This is a genomic window from Lihuaxuella thermophila (assembly GCF_900110165.1).
GTDB lineage: Bacteria > Bacillota > Bacilli > Thermoactinomycetales > Thermoactinomycetaceae > Lihuaxuella > Lihuaxuella thermophila.
This window is the reverse complement of the sequence record NZ_FOCQ01000004.1, coordinates 217,110-234,166: the sequence shown is the minus strand read 5'-3', so window position 1 is coordinate 234,166 and position 17,057 is coordinate 217,110. Positions and strand designations below refer to the sequence as shown.

17 protein-coding genes are annotated in these 17,057 nt (G+C 48.2%); 3 read left to right on the top strand and 14 right to left on the bottom strand.

Annotated elements, in window-relative coordinates; all coding sequences use genetic code 11:
* Window positions 1-47: 47 nt before the first annotated feature.
* The 3 genes from racE to BMW55_RS06225 form a co-directional block, all read right to left on the bottom strand.
* Window positions 48-875 (bottom strand): glutamate racemase, encoded by an 828-nt coding sequence (racE, locus tag BMW55_RS06235; protein WP_089966439.1) that lies wholly within the window; start codon window positions 873-875, stop codon window positions 48-50.
* A 145-nt stretch (window positions 876-1,020) separates the two neighbouring features.
* Window positions 1,021-1,473: a MarR family winged helix-turn-helix transcriptional regulator gene (locus BMW55_RS06230; RefSeq protein WP_089966437.1), complete on the bottom strand. Its 453-nt coding sequence runs from the start codon at window positions 1,471-1,473 to the stop codon at window positions 1,021-1,023.
* 154 nt (window positions 1,474-1,627) lie between these two features.
* On the bottom strand, window positions 1,628-2,023 hold the full coding sequence (locus BMW55_RS06225) for a gamma-glutamylcyclotransferase family protein (RefSeq protein WP_170839770.1): 396 nt from the start codon (window positions 2,021-2,023) through the stop codon (window positions 1,628-1,630).
* Window positions 2,024-2,251: 228 nt separating this feature from the next.
* Between BMW55_RS06225 and speE the strand changes: the two genes are divergently transcribed.
* The 3 genes from speE to BMW55_RS06210 all read left to right on the top strand — a co-directional run bounded on the left by speE (window position 2,252) and on the right by BMW55_RS06210 (window position 3,880).
* Entirely contained in the window at window positions 2,252-3,103 is an 852-nt protein-coding gene (speE, locus tag BMW55_RS06220; protein ID WP_089966433.1) for a polyamine aminopropyltransferase, read from the top strand.
* Between the two features lie 118 nt (window positions 3,104-3,221).
* On the top strand, window positions 3,222-3,575 hold the full coding sequence (locus BMW55_RS06215) for a DUF2512 family protein (RefSeq protein ID WP_089966431.1): 354 nt from the start codon (window positions 3,222-3,224) through the stop codon (window positions 3,573-3,575).
* A 74-nt stretch (window positions 3,576-3,649) separates the two neighbouring features.
* Window positions 3,650-3,880 carry a hypothetical protein gene (locus BMW55_RS06210; protein WP_089966430.1) on the top strand — a complete coding sequence of 77 codons (231 nt, stop codon included), beginning with the start codon at window positions 3,650-3,652 and terminating at the stop codon, window positions 3,878-3,880.
* A gap of 82 nt (window positions 3,881-3,962) precedes the next feature.
* On the opposite strand, the gene BMW55_RS06205 is transcribed toward BMW55_RS06210, so the two are convergent.
* The 11 genes from BMW55_RS06205 to helD form a co-directional block, all read right to left on the bottom strand.
* Complete coding sequence (locus BMW55_RS06205; protein ID WP_089966428.1) at window positions 3,963-4,859, bottom strand: tetratricopeptide repeat protein; 897 nt, start codon at window positions 4,857-4,859, stop codon at window positions 3,963-3,965.
* Window positions 4,860-4,885: 26 nt separating this feature from the next.
* Window positions 4,886-5,722, bottom strand: a complete 837-nt coding sequence (locus BMW55_RS06200) for a putative CRISPR-associated protein (protein ID WP_089966426.1) — start codon at window positions 5,720-5,722, stop codon at window positions 4,886-4,888.
* 3 nt (window positions 5,723-5,725) lie between these two features.
* Window positions 5,726-6,655: a hypothetical protein gene (locus tag BMW55_RS06195; RefSeq protein ID WP_139179455.1), complete on the bottom strand. Its 930-nt coding sequence runs from the start codon at window positions 6,653-6,655 to the stop codon at window positions 5,726-5,728.
* An 8-nt stretch (window positions 6,656-6,663) separates the two neighbouring features.
* Window positions 6,664-7,908, bottom strand: a complete 1,245-nt coding sequence (locus BMW55_RS06190) for a Cas10/Cmr2 second palm domain-containing protein (protein ID WP_089966422.1) — start codon at window positions 7,906-7,908, stop codon at window positions 6,664-6,666.
* 51 nt (window positions 7,909-7,959) lie between these two features.
* Window positions 7,960-8,826 carry a fructosamine kinase family protein gene (locus tag BMW55_RS06185; RefSeq protein ID WP_089966420.1) on the bottom strand — a complete coding sequence of 289 codons (867 nt, stop codon included), beginning with the start codon at window positions 8,824-8,826 and terminating at the stop codon, window positions 7,960-7,962.
* Window positions 8,827-8,874: 48 nt separating this feature from the next.
* Window positions 8,875-9,732 carry a M23 family metallopeptidase gene (locus BMW55_RS19645; RefSeq protein ID WP_244527462.1) on the bottom strand — a complete coding sequence of 286 codons (858 nt, stop codon included), beginning with the start codon at window positions 9,730-9,732 and terminating at the stop codon, window positions 8,875-8,877.
* Window positions 9,733-9,817: 85 nt separating this feature from the next.
* A complete protein-coding gene (locus tag BMW55_RS06175; RefSeq protein ID WP_089966418.1) occupies window positions 9,818-11,599 on the bottom strand; it encodes a B12-binding domain-containing radical SAM protein in 1,782 nt (593 codons plus the stop codon).
* 203 nt (window positions 11,600-11,802) lie between these two features.
* A complete protein-coding gene (gene dgoD / locus BMW55_RS06170) occupies window positions 11,803-12,951 on the bottom strand; it encodes a galactonate dehydratase (protein WP_089966416.1) in 1,149 nt (382 codons plus the stop codon).
* 35 nt (window positions 12,952-12,986) lie between these two features.
* Window positions 12,987-13,937: a sugar kinase gene (locus tag BMW55_RS06165; protein ID WP_089966526.1), complete on the bottom strand. Its 951-nt coding sequence runs from the start codon at window positions 13,935-13,937 to the stop codon at window positions 12,987-12,989.
* A 322-nt stretch (window positions 13,938-14,259) separates the two neighbouring features.
* The gene (locus BMW55_RS19275; RefSeq protein ID WP_170839769.1) at window positions 14,260-14,424 is read right to left on the bottom strand and encodes a hypothetical protein; all 165 of its coding nucleotides are present in this window, start codon (window positions 14,422-14,424) and stop codon (window positions 14,260-14,262) included.
* A 147-nt stretch (window positions 14,425-14,571) separates the two neighbouring features.
* Entirely contained in the window at window positions 14,572-16,917 is a 2,346-nt protein-coding gene (gene helD / locus BMW55_RS06160; protein WP_089966414.1) for an RNA polymerase recycling motor HelD, read from the bottom strand.
* Window positions 16,918-17,057: the final 140 nt, after the last annotated feature.

Sequence of the window (17,057 nt, the reverse complement as noted above, 5' to 3'; positions counted from 1 at the left end):
GTATACGAGCCCCGGGGGGATTTAGCACTAAAATTGAAAAAACTTTCTCATCCGGTCAACTTTTCCACCGGCGTGAGTTCCACCGTTTCCACGCGAACGGGGCGACCCAGCCAATCTTCGGCAATACGGGCGAAGGAATCTGCCTCACCCGTTGTGAAAAAACAATGGGCCGTCTTCTCTTTGCCGGATAATAGATTTTTGTGCTGCAATATAGTAGAAAGTTCAACAGCCGTCTCTTCCGCAGAACTGATGATGGCCACTTCTTTGCCCATCACTTTGGCGATCGGTTCGTAGAGAAGCGGATAGTGGGTACAACCGAGGATCAGGGTATCCAACTGTACCGCTTGAAATGGTTTTAGCGTTTCCGCCACCACTTCCTCCGCGACGCGAGTATGGCGATAACCGCTTTCCACAAGAGGAACAAATGCCGGACAGGCCAAACTGTACACGGTGATATCCGGGTGAATCCGCTGGAGCGCTTTTTCGTAAGCTTTGCTCTGGATGGTTCCCTGTGTTCCAATCACGCCGATGCGATTTTGCCTGGAAGCTTTAATGGCTGCTCTGGCCCCTGGTTCGATCACACCCAGCACCGGGATGCCCACCCTTTCCTTCACGGCATTCAGCGCGGCGGCAGTCGCGGTATTGCATGCGATCAAGATGGCTTTCAGCGGAAATTGCAGTAGAAAATTCACGATCTCAAAAGTAAATTGGCGTACTTCTTTTTCGGAACGGGGCCCATACGGGCAACGCTTGGTATCGCCAAAATAATAAATGGTTTCTCTGGGCAGCTGCCGCATCACTTCTTTGGCAACCGTCAATCCTCCGACTCCTGAATCCAAAATGCCAATCGCGTATTCACTCGCCGGGTACGTCATGTGCAACTTTCTCTCCATTCTTCCGGACCGACACAGACGGGTCCATCTTTTTTATCTCAATATATAGCAATTTATGTATGATAATTTTCATTCGGAACAGCGGATGACAAAACCAAACCCCCTTTGATGAAAAGGGGGATCAGACTCATGATTTCTTCATCTCTTCATATAAAATGGATAAATGCTCTTTGATCTGCAAAGCTTCATCATCCGATAAGTGCGATAAGATTTCAGCCAGATACTGCCGGCGTGCCTCCATCACTTCTTTGATGATTTGAGCGCCTTTTTCCAGGAGGTGAATCCGCACCACACGCCGGTCACGATCATCTCGGACGCGTTCTACAACTCCGTTTTTCTCCATGCGATCGATCAAGTCCGTCATTGTGCTGCACGCCAAATACATCTTTTGACTCAGCTCTCCGATCGTCATGTCTCCTTCATCATTCAACCAGACCAAAGCGGTAAATTGCGGAGGGGTGATCGGGAAATTGTTTAAGATTTCTCTCCCTTTTCTTTTCACAATTACACTGATTTCCCTAAGCAACCGCTCAATATCGCTAACAGTTTCGGGTGACAATGGTTGGTGCTTAGTATCCATAAAACTCCCCTTTAATCCGAAAATGAAAAGGCTTGTTAAAAAAAGTATATAAGAAAAAAGTACCCATGACAAATATGCCCCGCATTTTCGGTTTTGATGAATGCATGAACCATTTTTCTACAAATGATGATAAAACCCTTCAAGTTTTGTTAAGTCAGCCTTTCTTTTTGCCCGCATAGCTGCACCAATCTCCGCCGGGAATCCAGATCCCGGTCTTCATCAGTTTTTCCTGGTCGCAATAATAATAGAGATAGGCCCAGACAAAACCATGATCGGTCGCAACCCTTTTCAGTTTTCGCTCATACATGTTTTGCGGGTGGCCGGGTCCGTAATAATCTTCCAAATCATCCACCTGTTTGATCTGCATACGGTGAATGCGGTAAATCTCTCCATACACGGTCCCTTGCCCCGGAACCAAACCGGGATACCCACGTCGGGTATCATACAGCTTTCCCTCTGTCCATGCTTTTGCCGCGATGAGTTTCGCATCTCTTAAGTAACCCGCGTTGCTCATTCCCCGCCGAAGTGTTCCGTATACAAAAAGATTCATGATACACTCTCCCGGTTGTGCCCGCATCCAAAAATTTGCGGGCGACGCTGTCAACATGATTCGCTCTTAATTATGTATAATACTCTTAACGCCAACAGTGACAAAAGAATTGTAACATAAATCCGCAAAATGCCTTGCAATATACACGTTCCCTTTTGATAAAATATCTTCTTGTATCCGTAGGTCTTATCCCTGATTACATACCCCATACACGAGGAGGATTGTCAGATGCACGCTGAGAAGTACCTGCAAACCATAAACGGAGAGATCTGGCTGGTGGAAGACGAGAGGGAAAACATGAAGATCAGCTATCGGATCAGAGAAGTGATCTTTTCCGAACCATCCGCCTTTCAGCACGTCATGATCCTTGATTCTTATGATTTTGGCAGAATGCTGGTCCTGGATGGAGTTGTCCAAACCACCTCGATTGACGGGCACATTTACAATGAAATGATCTCCCATGTTCCCCTCTCCATCCACCCCAATCCCGAACGAGTTTTGATTATCGGCGGCGGTGATTGCGGTGCAGCCCGCGAAGCAGTCAAGTATAAAAATGTAAAAAGTATCGATATGGTGGAAATTGACGAGTTGGTCGTCAAAGTGTGCAAAAAACATCTTCAGGAAGTCTCGGGAAATTTGTCCGACCCCCGGGTCAACTTTATCTATCAGGACGGAATCGAACATGTCAAGAAATACAAAAACCATTATGATGTGGTTATCGTTGACTCCTCCGACCCGATCGGACCAGCCAAGCAGCTGTTTGAGCGAAGCTTTTATGAAGATATTTACCGGGCGTTGAAAGATGACGGTTTAATGGTCTGCCAAAGCCAGTCCCCCGTATTCCACATGGATATTCTGAAGCAGACGGCCGGTCACATCCGCGATCTTTTCCCGCACATGAAAATCTACACGGCCACTGTTCCCACCTATCCGGGCGGTTTATGGAGCTTTACGCTGGGATCGAAAAAATATAAGGACATCTCCGTCACAGATTTTGACAAAAACACCCGGTATGTCAATCAGCACATTTTGCAAGCTTGCTTCCAACTTCCCGAGTTTTTGCGCCATCAGTTCTCGTAAATTCAACCCCTGCCTGCATTGACGGGCAGGGGTTTTTTCGTGGTCTGCTTCTTGCATAATTAGGGAAATTCAGGGGACCATTACGTACAAAAGTGCTTGTTAAAGGGAGGCCAAAACATTGGCGGGTTTCATCATCAAACTCATCGTCTGCCCGGTTGTCGTCCTGTTGTCCTCTTTTTTGTTTAGAGAAGTGTATTACCCCTCTTTTTATCATCCGGTCATTGTCGGCATTGTGCTGGCGATCGCCGCTCACGCAATGGAAATCGTTTTTCTCCGGAGAGGAACTTTTTGGCTCAGCAATCTGATGGATTTTATAGCGGCTACGGCGATTGTCTACATCAGCTCCTACTTTTTTCCGGGTTCCCGGGTTACCTGGGTGGGAGCCACTCTCACCGCCTTTTTATTAGCCGTCACGGAGTATTTCCAGCATTTGTGGCTCCTCCGTACGGGAAAAACGGACAAAGGAGCATAATCCGCTTTGCAGAACATAGGAGCGGTTTCCCTAAGACTCCTGACAAATAAATAGCATCGGAGGTTTACTCGGCATTGAAGACACGCGATCAGCATTTCGAAATGGAAAATAAGGATAATCAAAATGAGCAAGACAAACACGGAACCACGGTCGGCGGGATTGAAATCGACCCTTCTCCAACCGTGGAACAATTTCAAGGCCTTCCCCTGGAATCTTTAACGCACAATGCCGTCGATCTGGCCATCGCAGAAGAAAGGGACCGGATCGAACGAACAAGAAGGCAGATTGAAAACGAACAGGACTGAGCTGCTGCGTCGGAGGACGTTGGTTTCAGCAAAAGGGGCATGTCCCGCCTTTGGGGAATGCCCATTGCATTTGCTTTTGATCCTAGCGAGCATAAAAATATTTGCGCTTAAAGATCTCCATTTCCATATTCGCTCTGTATTTCTGCAATTTTTCCTCTAAAACAGTAGGTTTGCCGAAATCAAAAAACTCGTCCAATTTCCCTTCTGCTTCATAAAGCTTTTTCTCGGCATCAAATAACACCTTGTTCCTGAACTCCACAATTTCCCTGCTGCTGTTCCAGTCCAAATCCTGGTACAGCCCTTCTTCGTAGCAAAGAGAGGGTTGTACTTTTAACAGGTCCCGCAATACGATGATGGCTTCGATGTGGCTTCCGCTGATCTTATGCCAAAAAATCAAGTAAATATAAGCCTTGATATGTTCGGGGTTCTTTTCAATATGGCTTTTCATGAGCGCGATCGCTTCATCCTTCTTGTTTTTGAAGTCGTACGATTCATACCATTTGTAAATCGCTTTAAAGTATTCCAATCCCCAAAGTTCAGGAAATGTCTGCTCCGCCTCTTCAATATCATATAAAGGAGACAGGGGATTGACATAGTTATGCCTGCCTAGCACTGACCTCTCTGACAACTGCACCAGCGCCTTTAAACTTTTTTTGACCGTTTCGTTCATTTCATTGGTTACCTGATTCATCTGTACATTGATTTGTTTTCTTACCTGGTCTTTCACTAACTCCGGAATCTTTTGCGTCTGATAGTAGCCGTATAAAGCAAACGCCAGTCCGGTGACCGTACCCAGCGTCGCCAAGAAAGTGAGCAGAAAATTCATGTAGGCGATCTGGTTTGCGATCTGGTCCGAGCTCTCCGTTTTAATGATAAGCTTCGGACTGATCGGGAGAATATAGACTCCAAAGATCAAAATCAGGCATAAGATCACGCTCAAGGTTGAAACAATGAGAAATTTTTTGTACTGTTCCTCCATTTGGCTTGACTCCCATTTCAGAACCATTATTTTTTTGGAAAATTGATGATGAATTTGCCGGGGTTGTTCCAGACCAACCGGATATAAATGATTCGCGCCAACGCAGACAGAGTGACTGTTCCGTCCGGTTGCCAGACGAGAATATCGCTGAACTCCCCCTTCAGCTGTTGGCGGGATCGGCCTGTGAGCCAAATCAGTTCCGATTCATGAATGGCCCCGTTCAGCATTTTTTCGATCACCCGTCCCAACCGGTAAAAAGATTCGATATTAAAATAAACGGGCGCAGCCGGCATTTCGATGATGTGATCAGAGTTCTCAAACAAATATTTAACCGTGACCCCTTCCAACATTCCCAAAATCGTCATATAAAACGACACCGCTTTAAATCCGCCTGTCGTATTAAAAATTCGCCTATATTGATCTGCCGGATGTTTTTCCAAAATCGCCGTTACCTTGTTGACCAATTGAGGCAGTCCCAGATAACAGAACGCATCGGCATTTTGTACCTGTAACCCTTCAACCGTTTCATAATAGGCATCCACTTCCCAAAACCGGGTCACGATTTTTTTCAATGCCTCACCGACGAGCATTCCATCCAACGTATGGGTGGTTAAAAAGTATAGCTGATCCCCCTTGTTCACTCCGATCCTGTCCAGACTATTGAGCTCGGCACCCAAAAGTTTGGGGGATGAACGATACCGGAGCGCCGCCTGCTCCAGCTCGTCCATCAGTTCATTCATCAGGGCGGTAAATTCCGGATATTGATCCACTGTCCCGCTTCTGAGCCGACCTAACTTCTCCTTTTCTTTGATATTTCTTGTCAACATGGAAACTCCAACGGTAGAGATAATGACCTGTTTCAATTTTCATCCTCCCCAAGGGCCCGCGAAACATTTTCCATATCCGTATACCGTCCATTCACCCGCTCCGTTTCTTTTCAATTGCTGAAGTTCGCGCATTAACCTGGAATCGCTGTAATAAAACCAAGTGCTGCCTTCCGGGATGAGGTAGAATTTCTTTTGCTTTCTTCTGACGAACAGCCGTAAGGGCCAAGGCGTACTGGCCGAAATGCAAGGCAAAGATAAAGGAAGCGGGCCGTTCAACAATACTTCCTTGACCCGGTCGGTGATCATCGAGGTCATTAATGAAATAAAAATGCCCTTTGCCGGAAACACATCTCCTTTCGCAAAGGAAAAATAGTTTTTCTCTATATTACTAATACGAATTTTATATTTCTTTTCCTGTTTTAATTCTTTTAAAACTTCTTGGGAAGGAAAATCTCTCATGTGAACGTAAAAAATTACTTTTAGATTTCCGAAACCGCGGGATGGAGGATCAAACACAGATGAAAAAATTTTTTTGGCCAGATGGATATCTTTTATATCCGGCTGTTGATTCGCTCGTAGAGCCTCCAACCCTCTTCTGGTGATCCATCCTTTTAAAATCGAACCTTGATCGGGAAAATCCCGATCTGACACAACCGGCAGCAGTTTTTGCCCGAGATCACAGGCAACAGGCTTTCCCGGGTGAATCATATCAAACGCTTCGCCGTGAGCGGGCCTGTGTGAGTCGGGACCGTAAAACACTCTCGGGAGGGGGTACACAGACTCATTTTGATAAGAGTAACACGGACCCGTGATCTTCCAGATCCGTTTCCCCAACTTTTGCATCAGATGTAAACGACTGCGCTCCACATAAGTTTGTATATTCGTGACCAGATCGTCTTGAAAAGAGAACAAGTGCGGATGGAAAAATAAATCCTCTATACAAAGCTCCACTCTTAACACACGAATCATAATCATCCTCAGTTCATTTGAATGGTTTCGTCCCAGCCACACGGGTCATCCCAATTGCATCGACGCAGGATTTGCGGTTGCTTATACAACCAAGAGCTTACGATAAAACCATCCCCGCCATATCGCTCTTTGACCAGGTACTTCAACGTCCATTTTAAATAGTGGACGGACTGGTTGAGTTTTCTTTCGTCATAAATCAATAAAATGGACGCGGACATCGTTCCGTAGAGATCCAACTCATTGACACATAACCAGGTATATTTGTTCCTTAAAATCCGTGCCAACCTGACACCCGCGTGAACGGGAGATTGAATCAAACACTCGTCTCCCCCGGCATAGATAACCTTGCCTCCATATTCGGTCACGTCCCGGATCATGTTTCTGAGGAATTTAGAGAGGAGATAACTCAGTCTGCGGTTGGATGAGATCATTTCGCCGGCACGGTCGCAATCAATCAACATCAAGGCGGAAGGGGACATTTTTTCGTTTACTTTTAAGTCCGGTGTGGGCCAGCCGACGATTTCTTCCGAAAAAAGCGGGAATAACCTCTTGACCAATCCCAGGGCGCTCAATTGGCTTCCGCGATGCAGGAAGGGCCCCGGCCACGCTTGCTGTTTCAACTGCAAGCGCAACTGCTCATTCATTGCTTTCCAAAACTTTTCCCGCCGGGTTTCATCCCTGTGTCCGGACAGCTCCCGCAAATGGTCAAACATCGAACAACCGGGGCCGGTTTCACTCTGAAACACATATGTATTCCATAAACTCCTCCTTAACATAGCGTCATGTTCGGAACCAAAGCCCCAATAAACCTGCCAGTAACTGCGGATTTGTTTCTTCCATATTTTGTTCGTATTCTCACCCAAACACGAAACATCCTGTATGACCTTCTCCCAGATGGAGTTGGCGATTTTCAACCAGGTTTTCTTTAAGGCGGATATACAGATGTGAGGATCGAAGGAGGAGGGGACCTCTGCCTTGAAATAGTTGGGGATGGTTCCAATCCACGGTTCCCGGGGCTGATTGCGGTCACGGCCCCGAATGGCATGCAAAATCGGATGCGCCGCTTCCCGGCTTTCCGGATCGGCAGTGAGCGGCAAAATCATTTTTCCTCCTTGCTCGATCACTTTTTGGATCGCCACTCCGACCAAATAGGAGACCAAAAAAGAACCGCTCATATAATCTGTCGGCAATTCTGAGCTAAGGATAAAATGTTTTGCGGGAATCAATTTGAAATGAAAAATTTTGTTGGCCATTTTACTCCTCTTCTTTTTGTGCAGGATCCACGCTAATCCCAACAAGATATTTTATACATAATACTCCAGAACCCGGTCGACCGCACTGCCGTAGGATTCGCCAAACACATTCAGGTGAACCAGCAGATAATAAAGCTGATAAAGCTGCTTTCTGTCCTGGTAGCCCTCACTTACCGGATTGACTTCATCATAGGCCCGGTAAAATTTTTCGGAAAAGCCCCCAAACAACTCGGTAAAAGCCAATTCCAGCTCAAAATGGGCGAAACAGACCGCTGGATCGATTAAATAAGGTTCCCCGCCGGGTCCGGTGATCCAATTGCCGCTCCAAAGATCCCCATGAATCAGGGAAGGCTTGACGTGATCCGGCAGCCACTCTTCCAGACGATCCATCAACTTCTGCAATTTCTTGAACCGGCCGGGATGCATATACCCCTGTTGTTCCGCCAATGCCGCCTGTACGCCCAATCTCTGTTCACGGTAAAAAGCGATCCAGTCATCTTGCCACTGGTTGACCTGAGGCAGTGAACCGATATAGTTATCTGCTTCCAACCCAAAGGCCCCGCCGTACGTTTGATGCAGCCCGGCCACTCCTCTGCCTAACTGTTCCTCCGTCCGGCTGTTTTTGTTCCCCTCAACCCACTCCAACACCAGGACAGAGGTTTCCGTCTCCTCAAAATAGAAATACCCGTACACGTTCGGAACCTGTATCGCTTGAGCATTCCCCAGCAGCCTCAAGCCCTCCGCTTCTTTTTGAAAAAAGTCCCTGCCCGCTCTTTCGTTGGTTTTGACGAAGTATTCGCTGTTTCCGGTTTGAACATAAAACGCCTGATTTATGCACCCTCCCGATAAAGGGCGGATTTGTCCGGGGCGGGATCGGTCGCCGAGCCGGGTTAACGCTTCAGAGATGGACCCGTCCATGGCATTCACCTCTTTCCGGTCATTTGGAACTGTAAACAGGACGGAAAATCATTTCTCATCCCATACCCGTAAAAATGGAAAAGGGTTGACGGCATCCCGCTGAATGGAAAACATGCCTTCCCTCACATACATCCCAAAATGCAAATGCGGCCGAAATTTACCAGTGGTTCCCTCCGGGCCGTAGCCGCTGTCCCCCACATAACCAATGGTTTGCCCCTTTTTCACTTTGTCTCCCTCTTCGATGTTTTTCGCATATTTACTGAAGTGGGCGTAATAGTAGTAAATATATGGATGATCGGCATCCTGCACCAGAAGGCGCCATCCTCCCAGGCGATTCCAGCCTTTTCGGATGACCTCTCCATCGGCTACAGAAACCACCGGAGTTCCTTTCGGGGCCATTAAATCAATGCCTTCGTGTTTCCGCTTGCCTCCGTAAGTCCGGCTTTCTCCCCAGGTGTCGGAATAAGCAACCTTGTGACGGTCTTGTCGTCGAAACGGAAACTGATAATCCTTGGAAAGCGGAGCTGCTTCCCATGCGTAAGAGTCGGCAATCTGCATCATCCGGATCACATCTTGGCGCGGATAGAGCTGCAAAAGTGCCTGTTCCACGTGTTGAGGTGTATCTTCTTTCCGATCCAGCAATTTTCTCAGTTGCCGTGCATGATTTTCAATCGATTTTCGGCTCACCTTTTCATATCCTGTCCTGACTTCATCGATCGAGGCAAGATAAAACCAGGACACCCGATATTTTTTAGCGGTTGCCAAATAGTGGGGAGCCCATTTGCCCGGAACACGGAATTCCCTCACTTCATGGGTTTCCCAGTAGAGCCTGGTCTGGTCATATACATACCAGCAGATGTTTCCCGCTGTAATCAACAGGATCAAAGGGATGAGAACTTTGCGCAAGGAATGAAACTCCTCCCCATACAGCTATGGTTTTTTCAAGAAATACCCCCCACTTGGGATCCAAGATCCACCCAAACACAGCCCCTCAACCATTCCCTTGTAACCGCCAATCGCTCTGTACGAGTTGCGGGTCCAACTTCATCGTATAGCAACGTACCCTTTCGCCGGGGCGATATACCGCAAACAAAGCTGTCTTCTGCTCCAACAATTCCCCGCTTTTCAGGAAAGTGTCCAGATCAAACGGCAGGACTTCGACCACGGCATGCTTATGCAGATCCCGTTCTGTCAAGCCCAGCTCACAAAAATCCCCGGACACGCGCTCCGGTTGTTCCGCGGCCCGGCGGAGCAGGGCAGCATGGTGTTCCTTGTTCAGGGTAAAGTTCCACCAACCCTTGCGCGGTCTTTGTTTATGATTCAAATAATAATCGTACTTCATCAAACCAAGAATGATATCCATCCGCTTCGTACCCCGGTGTTCCAGAAAATCTCTTAACCGGATGAACAAGTCTTCCAGTTGATGCCCGATTTTTTGCCATCCCCGGACTTCCCAGTAGTCGCCGAACTCCTGGAAGAAGTCAAATGGAGACGCAAATTCATGCTCGATTAAAAACTCCAGCGTATGATCCATCCGGTGGGCATTCCAATATTTTTCGAGCACGTCTTCCACCCGCTTGATCCGCACGAGATCGGAAAAGGGAAGAACATCGTTGCCCAGGATTTCATAAGGGGCTCTTTCCATATAGACATAGTTGTATTTTTCAGCATTCAGACGCATTCCCGTTCCACGGAGCATTTTAAGGAAACCGAGCTGAAGCTCTTCCGGCCGGAGCGCGAACACATCGTTGAACGTTTTCTTAAACGTTTGGTAGTCCTCCAGCGGGAGACCGGCGATCAGGTCAAGGTGTTGGGCAATCTTGCCGCTTTCTTTGATTTTGGTCACCGTCCGGGCCAATTTGGCAAAGTTTTGCCGACGCTTGACGGCCTCATTGGTCGGATCATTGGTAGACTGAACCCCGATCTCAAAACGGAAAATGCCGGGCGGCGCATTTTCTGACAGAAAATCCAGCACCTCCGGTCTCATAATGTCGGCCGTGATTTCAAATTGAAAGACGCACCCCCGATGGTTTTCAATCAGAAATTGAAAGATTTCCATGGCATAGTCACGCTTGATATTAAATGTCCGATCCACGAACTTGATCAGCTTTGCTCCATGTTCTATCAAGTACAGCAAATCCTGCTTGGTCCGCTCGATATCAAAATAACGCACCCCTACTTCAATACTGGACAGACAGAACTGGCAACTGAACGGACAGCCCCGGCTTGTCTCAAAATAGATCACCCGGTTGGGAAGATGAGGGATGTCTTCCGGAAACCGATGCGGGGACGGCAGCTCTGCCAAATTCAATTTGGGGCGCGGCGGATTGAGCAGGATTTCCTCTCCTTTGCGGTATGCAAGCCCGAAGACATAGTGAAACTTTTGCTCGCCGGATAATTCAGTGAGCAAATGGTGAAAGGTTTCCTCTCCTTCTCCCATCACGATAAAATCTACCTGGGGTAAGCGCTCCATCCAATATCCCGTGTCATAGGATACTTCCGGGCCGCCCAGCACGATTTTTAGATCCGGTTTTACTTTTTTCAGCATATCGATGACCGTAATCGTTTCTTCTATGTTCCAGATATAACAGGAGAAACCGACAAGATCCGGTCCGCGGCCATACAAGTCCGATACGATATTCATCGCCGGATCTTTAATCGTATACTCGGCAATTTCAATGTCAAAGTCTCTGCCGCTGTAGGCCTTCAGATAGCGCAGCGCCAGAGAGGTATGGATATATTTGGCATTTAATGTAGATAATACGATTTTCATGGCGTTCAACCTCATTTTACGATGACTTACCGTTTTCTCCCCTTATTTTACACCGAAATTGGAAGGAAGTAGAACAGGCAGCATTTCCAAAGAGCAATTCGTCCAAAAAAAAGCCCTGCTGCCAAGCCTTGGCGCAAGGATTTTTAAATCTTCTTTTATCATTGGCTGAATGGATGGATAAGAGGAAAAAGCATCCCCCGTTTTTACCATTCGGCAACACTTCCATCCGGATGGCGCCAGAGAGGGTTTTTCCAGTTATGGCCAACCTCAGCCATTTTTCGCACATGCTCTTCATTGATTTCGATTCCCAATCCGGGGGCCTGGGGAATTTGTACATATCCGTTCTGATATTGGAACACAGAGGGATCAGTGAGATAATCAAGAAGGTCGGTTCCCTCGTTATAATGAATGCCCAGACTTTGCTCTTGTATAAACGCATTATGGGCTGTCGCGTCCACCTGCAAACAAGCGGCCAACGCGATCGGACCCAGCGGGCAGTGGGGGGCCAGTGCCACATCATAAGCTTCTGCCATCGAGGCGATTTTTTTGCATTCGGTAATTCCTCCGGCATGCGACAGGTCCGGTTGAATGATGTCCACATAACCATCGGCCAGCAACGTTTTGAAATCCCATCTCGAATACATTCTTTCGCCTGTGGCAATCGGTATGGAAGTTAAATGGGCCAGATCCCGCAACGCTTCATTATTTTCAGGCAATACAGGCTCCTCAATAAACATCGGGTGATAAGGCTCCAACTCTTTGGCCAAAATTTTGGCCATCGGTTTATGCACACGCCCGTGAAAATCAATTCCGATTCCGATCCGGTTGCCCACCGCTTCCCGAATGCTGGCCACTCGCTCAATCACTTGCTCCACTTTTTCATAAGAATCGATATATTGCAGTTCCTCGGTTGCGTTCATTTTGACCGCCGTAAACCCTTTTTCAACCATTTTTTTCGCAGCTTCCACCACTTCACTCGGACGATCGCCCCCGATCCACGAGTAAACGCGGATGGAGTCCCGGCAAGCTCCTCCCAATAATTGATAAACGGGCGCTTGAAAATATTTGCCCTTAATATCCCACAAAGCCTGATCAATACCGGCGATGGCACTCATCAAGATGGGACCGCCCCGGTAAAATCCGCCGCGGTACATGACTGACCAATGATCTTCAATGCGCAACGGATCTTTACCGATCAAATAGTTCATCCATTCACGGACGGCCGTCTCAACCGGATCTGCACACCCTTCAATCACCGGTTCTCCCCAGCCCGTAATCCCCTCATCTGTCTCAATTTTTAAAAACAGCCAACGTGGCGGTACTTTGAATGTTTCATAACCAATGATTTTCATCTTCACTTTCACCTCTGCACACTGTCCGGTTTTTCTTACCTGAGAACGTCTTGTCCGGAGGCTTTCATAAACCGCATGAGCGTTTCCCTTTGCGGCAATCCCTCGTAATCGCCCCGCACCATGACGACCAAAGCTCCCGCCGCATTGCCTCTTTGCACCGCTGACTCCAACGAAAGCCCTTCCAGAAGCCCTGATAAAAATCCGGCCGCAAATGCATCACCCGCTCCCACCGGATCCACAACTTCGTCTACCGGAAAGCCTGCAACAAAACCAACCTCTTTTTTTGACTGGTAATAGGCTCCCTCGGGTCCCAATTTCACTACAACCAGTTGAGCTCCCAAATGGAACAGATCATTTGCAATCTCTTCCGGATCGCTTTTTCCCAGCAAAAGTCTTGCCTCATCGATTCCCGGCAAGATGATATCCGATCGTGCGGCAATTTCCAGTAAAACAGGCTTCGCCGTTTCGGCATCCCACAATTTCGCTCTGTAATTAGGGTCAAACACCACTTTGACTCCATGTACTTTTGCCGCATCGATCGCTTCAAATATCATCTCGCGGCAACTCCCGCTGAGCGCCGGCGTGATGCCGGTAATATGCAGAAATTTGGCCCGGGAAATGTAGTCTGTATCAATATTTCTCCGGTCCATCATGCTGGCTGCGCTCTGATGGCGATAATAGTAAATCCTGACTTCTTTCTGATTCAGATACTCTTTTATATAGAGGCCGGTGGGGGCGGTCGGGTGCTTTTTCACTTGGCTGACGTCAATCCCCTCTCCGCGTACAAATGAAATCAGGGATTCCCCCAACTCATCTTGCCCGACCTGGCTGATCCAACCCACCCGGTGCCCCAATCGCGACAGGCCGATGGCCACATTGGTTTCAGCACCTGCATAACTTAAAGTAAAGTTTTTGGCATATCGTAAGAGCCCGGTTGTCTGTGGAGTAAACATCACCATGGTTTCTCCAATCGTGACTACATCCATTTGCATGAAACCACCACCTTTTTCAGGCTTGACCCATCGTGTCTTCCTTTGCAATCACTCATGTTGCATCGCGCACGGGACCCGATCTATGAACCGGATCAACGCTGACAGCTCCGGTCCATTTCTGGCGAGTCAACAGACTCGGCAAGGCAGCAAATTTTTTTACGAACCTTGATTATATACGATATAATTTGAATATATCATATAATTCATTCGATAAACAAACCAAACAGTGAAACTCATATCATGAAAAACCTGCTGCACGAGTGGTACAGCAGGTTTTTGAACAGGAAAGTCTATTTTTATCTACTTCAAATACGCGTCAATTCACATCTTCCGGTGGAGTTCCGCCTGTGTCTATGCCTCCGTGTTCCCCTTGTTTCTTCCCTTTTCTCCCTTCTGGAATTTTCCATCTTGCTTCTCTCAATTCTTCAGGGGATCTGAGCGGGAACGTTTTTTCTTGGTACGTATCGACATTCTTCCTCACTGGGTACACCTCCAAACTCGAATGTTATTAGGTTTACCCAGAAGAGGGAGCATACACCCAACCGCAAAGACTGGCGATGAGATGAGAAGAACCCGCCGCGTTGATCCATGGCGGGTTCCGTAAGAATAAGGAAAGAGGGTTGCGTCCTCAGGCTTCCCATTCGTAGGTATCAGGAGAAACCCCGGAAATAAACGGGCTCATCTCCCCGATGAAATAAATGTGCAACTCATGCATGGCCCGGGTACAGGCAGTGTAGAACAGTTTTCGCTCGCTCTCTCTTCCATACTGCGCCCGTGAACCGTTGTAAATGATGACCGCATCAAATTCGATCCCTTTCGCCAGGTAAGACGGAATGACCAGTGTGCCTGTTTCAAAGGAAGTTGTCTCTTTCCCGATCAGAGAGAGATCCGCATGTTCTTTCAGTGCATCATACGCTTCCAGGCTTTCTCGCGCTGTTTTGCAAATCACTGCGATCGTCTGATGTCCGTCCGACTGAAGCTTCCGGATCCGGTCAGCCACCTTTGCCGCAAGCTCCGTTTCATCAGATGCCTGTGCCAGTGTGGGTTTGCTCCCTTTGCGGTTGAACGGTACGATCTCTTTTCCACCGGCAATCAATTGACGCGTGAATTCGACGATTTGGCGTGTAGAACGGTAACTTCGCGTCAGTACGATCGTTTCGGTCTGTTCGGTCCCGTATAGCGGTAACAGCGGGTCAAAACCATCGGTCGCATGAATGTAGATCGCCTGGTTCAAGTCGCCGAGCAGCGTCATTCTGCCATGCGGAAACAATTGCTTGATGAAGGCGAACTGAAAAGGGGAATAGTCCTGTGCTTCATCGATAAATACGTGCCGGACAGAGGGATGGGTATTCAATCCCTCGATCTTTTGTTTCAAATACAAATAGGGGGTTGCATCCTCGTAGGCCAGTTCAAAGCGCTTCAACCTTTCAGCCGTTTGTGCGCAGATAGCCTCCCAATGCTCAGGCAACCTCGCACCGGGCGCAACCCGGAGAATCTGCTCCGGCTCCGCAAACAACTGCCGGTAAAGGGCGGGTATGTCGACAAAGTGCAGTCTCTTCACATCCATTCTCAGCCGCTTGAACCTCTCCCGAACGATCATGGCCCCAAGCATCTCGCGTTCGCGGTTGAAGTCGTCAAAGGTTTCCTCCGTGAAACGCTTTTCCCGCTGAAGCTTCCGGTACACCCGCAGATAAGCCTCGTTATCCAGCAGTTCGATTTCCTCATCCACCCATGGCTTGGTCCGCTCCTCCACTTCCCTTTTCCTCAATTCCTCATGCAGCCAGTCGGCCGTCAACTTGATCCGGTTGGATACAGGCAGGGAGGGATCGAGTGAGTAAAATCGTTCCTTGATGCGTTCAGCGGAAATAATCGCTTCATCCCGGAATTTCAGATCCCGAAAAATCATGCCTTCCCGTCCGAGAAAGGTGATGTACCGCTCCATCACCTGCATAAATTCGAGCGCAGCTTTATAACGAATTCCCTCCATTCGGGCGGAATACCCGGGTTCGTTTACGGCTGTGAGTATGTACTCCATTTGCGTGAACGGATCTTCCAGCTGAAACGTCTGACCGAGCTGTTGTTCCAGGTATTCCTGAAAGGTTGTCTGCTGCATGTTCTCCTCGCCGAGTTCGGGAAGTACAGTGGAAACATAGCTGTTGAACAGGGGATTGGGAGAAAACAACACGATATTCTCCGAACGGAGCGTTTCCCGATACCTGTACAGCAAATAGGCGACTCTCTGCAGGGCTGCAGATGTTTTGCCGCTGCCTGCGGCTCCCTGTACAATCAGGATCGGGCTTCGCTCATTGCGGATGATGCGGTTCTGTTCTTTCTGAATCGTGGCGACAATGCTCTTCATCTGCGTATCCGACCGTTTGCCGAGCACTTCCTGCAGCAGTTCATCGCCGATGGTGATGCCCGTGTCAAACATGCTTTGGATGCGACCGTCGCGGATCATGTACTGGCGCTTCCGTTCCATCTCTCCACGCACTTTGCCTGCCGGGGTCTCGTACTCAACCGGTCCGGGCGAATAATCGTAATAGAGGCTGGAGATCGGCGCCCGCCAGTCATAGACAAGAAATTGGTCGTTTTGCTCATCGAAAAAAGAAGCGATACCGAGGTAAATGCGCTCCGCTTTCTCCTCCCCGTCTTCTCTGAAGTCGATCCGCCCGAAATAGGGGGACCGCTTCAGCCGCATGTACGTCGTGATCTGATTTTGCACATGCCGATGGCTGCGTTCCCTCTCTGACAACACTTCTGCTTGCTGCTTCATGCTTGCATATGTTTCTGCCGCTTCACCCGGATCATCAAGATTGACGGTCACATCTTCCCAGAAATTCTTGCGGATGTCTACAATATCTGTTTTCATTTTACCGGCATGTTGACGAAGAGCGGCGATCCGTTGGCTGATCTTACGGACAACCCGGTCTACCCGCTGTTGTTCCGCTTGCCAGTCATGCTCTGTTATGCTCATGGTCATGCCCCTTTCATAAAATTTCCTCCCGGAAGCATCGGCAAACCCGTTTCATTCCCTTTGTACATTATATTCATTTATTATATACAGCGAGTGAGGAAATCCCATATTTCGTAAATTTCTAAATACCAAAAGTTGCC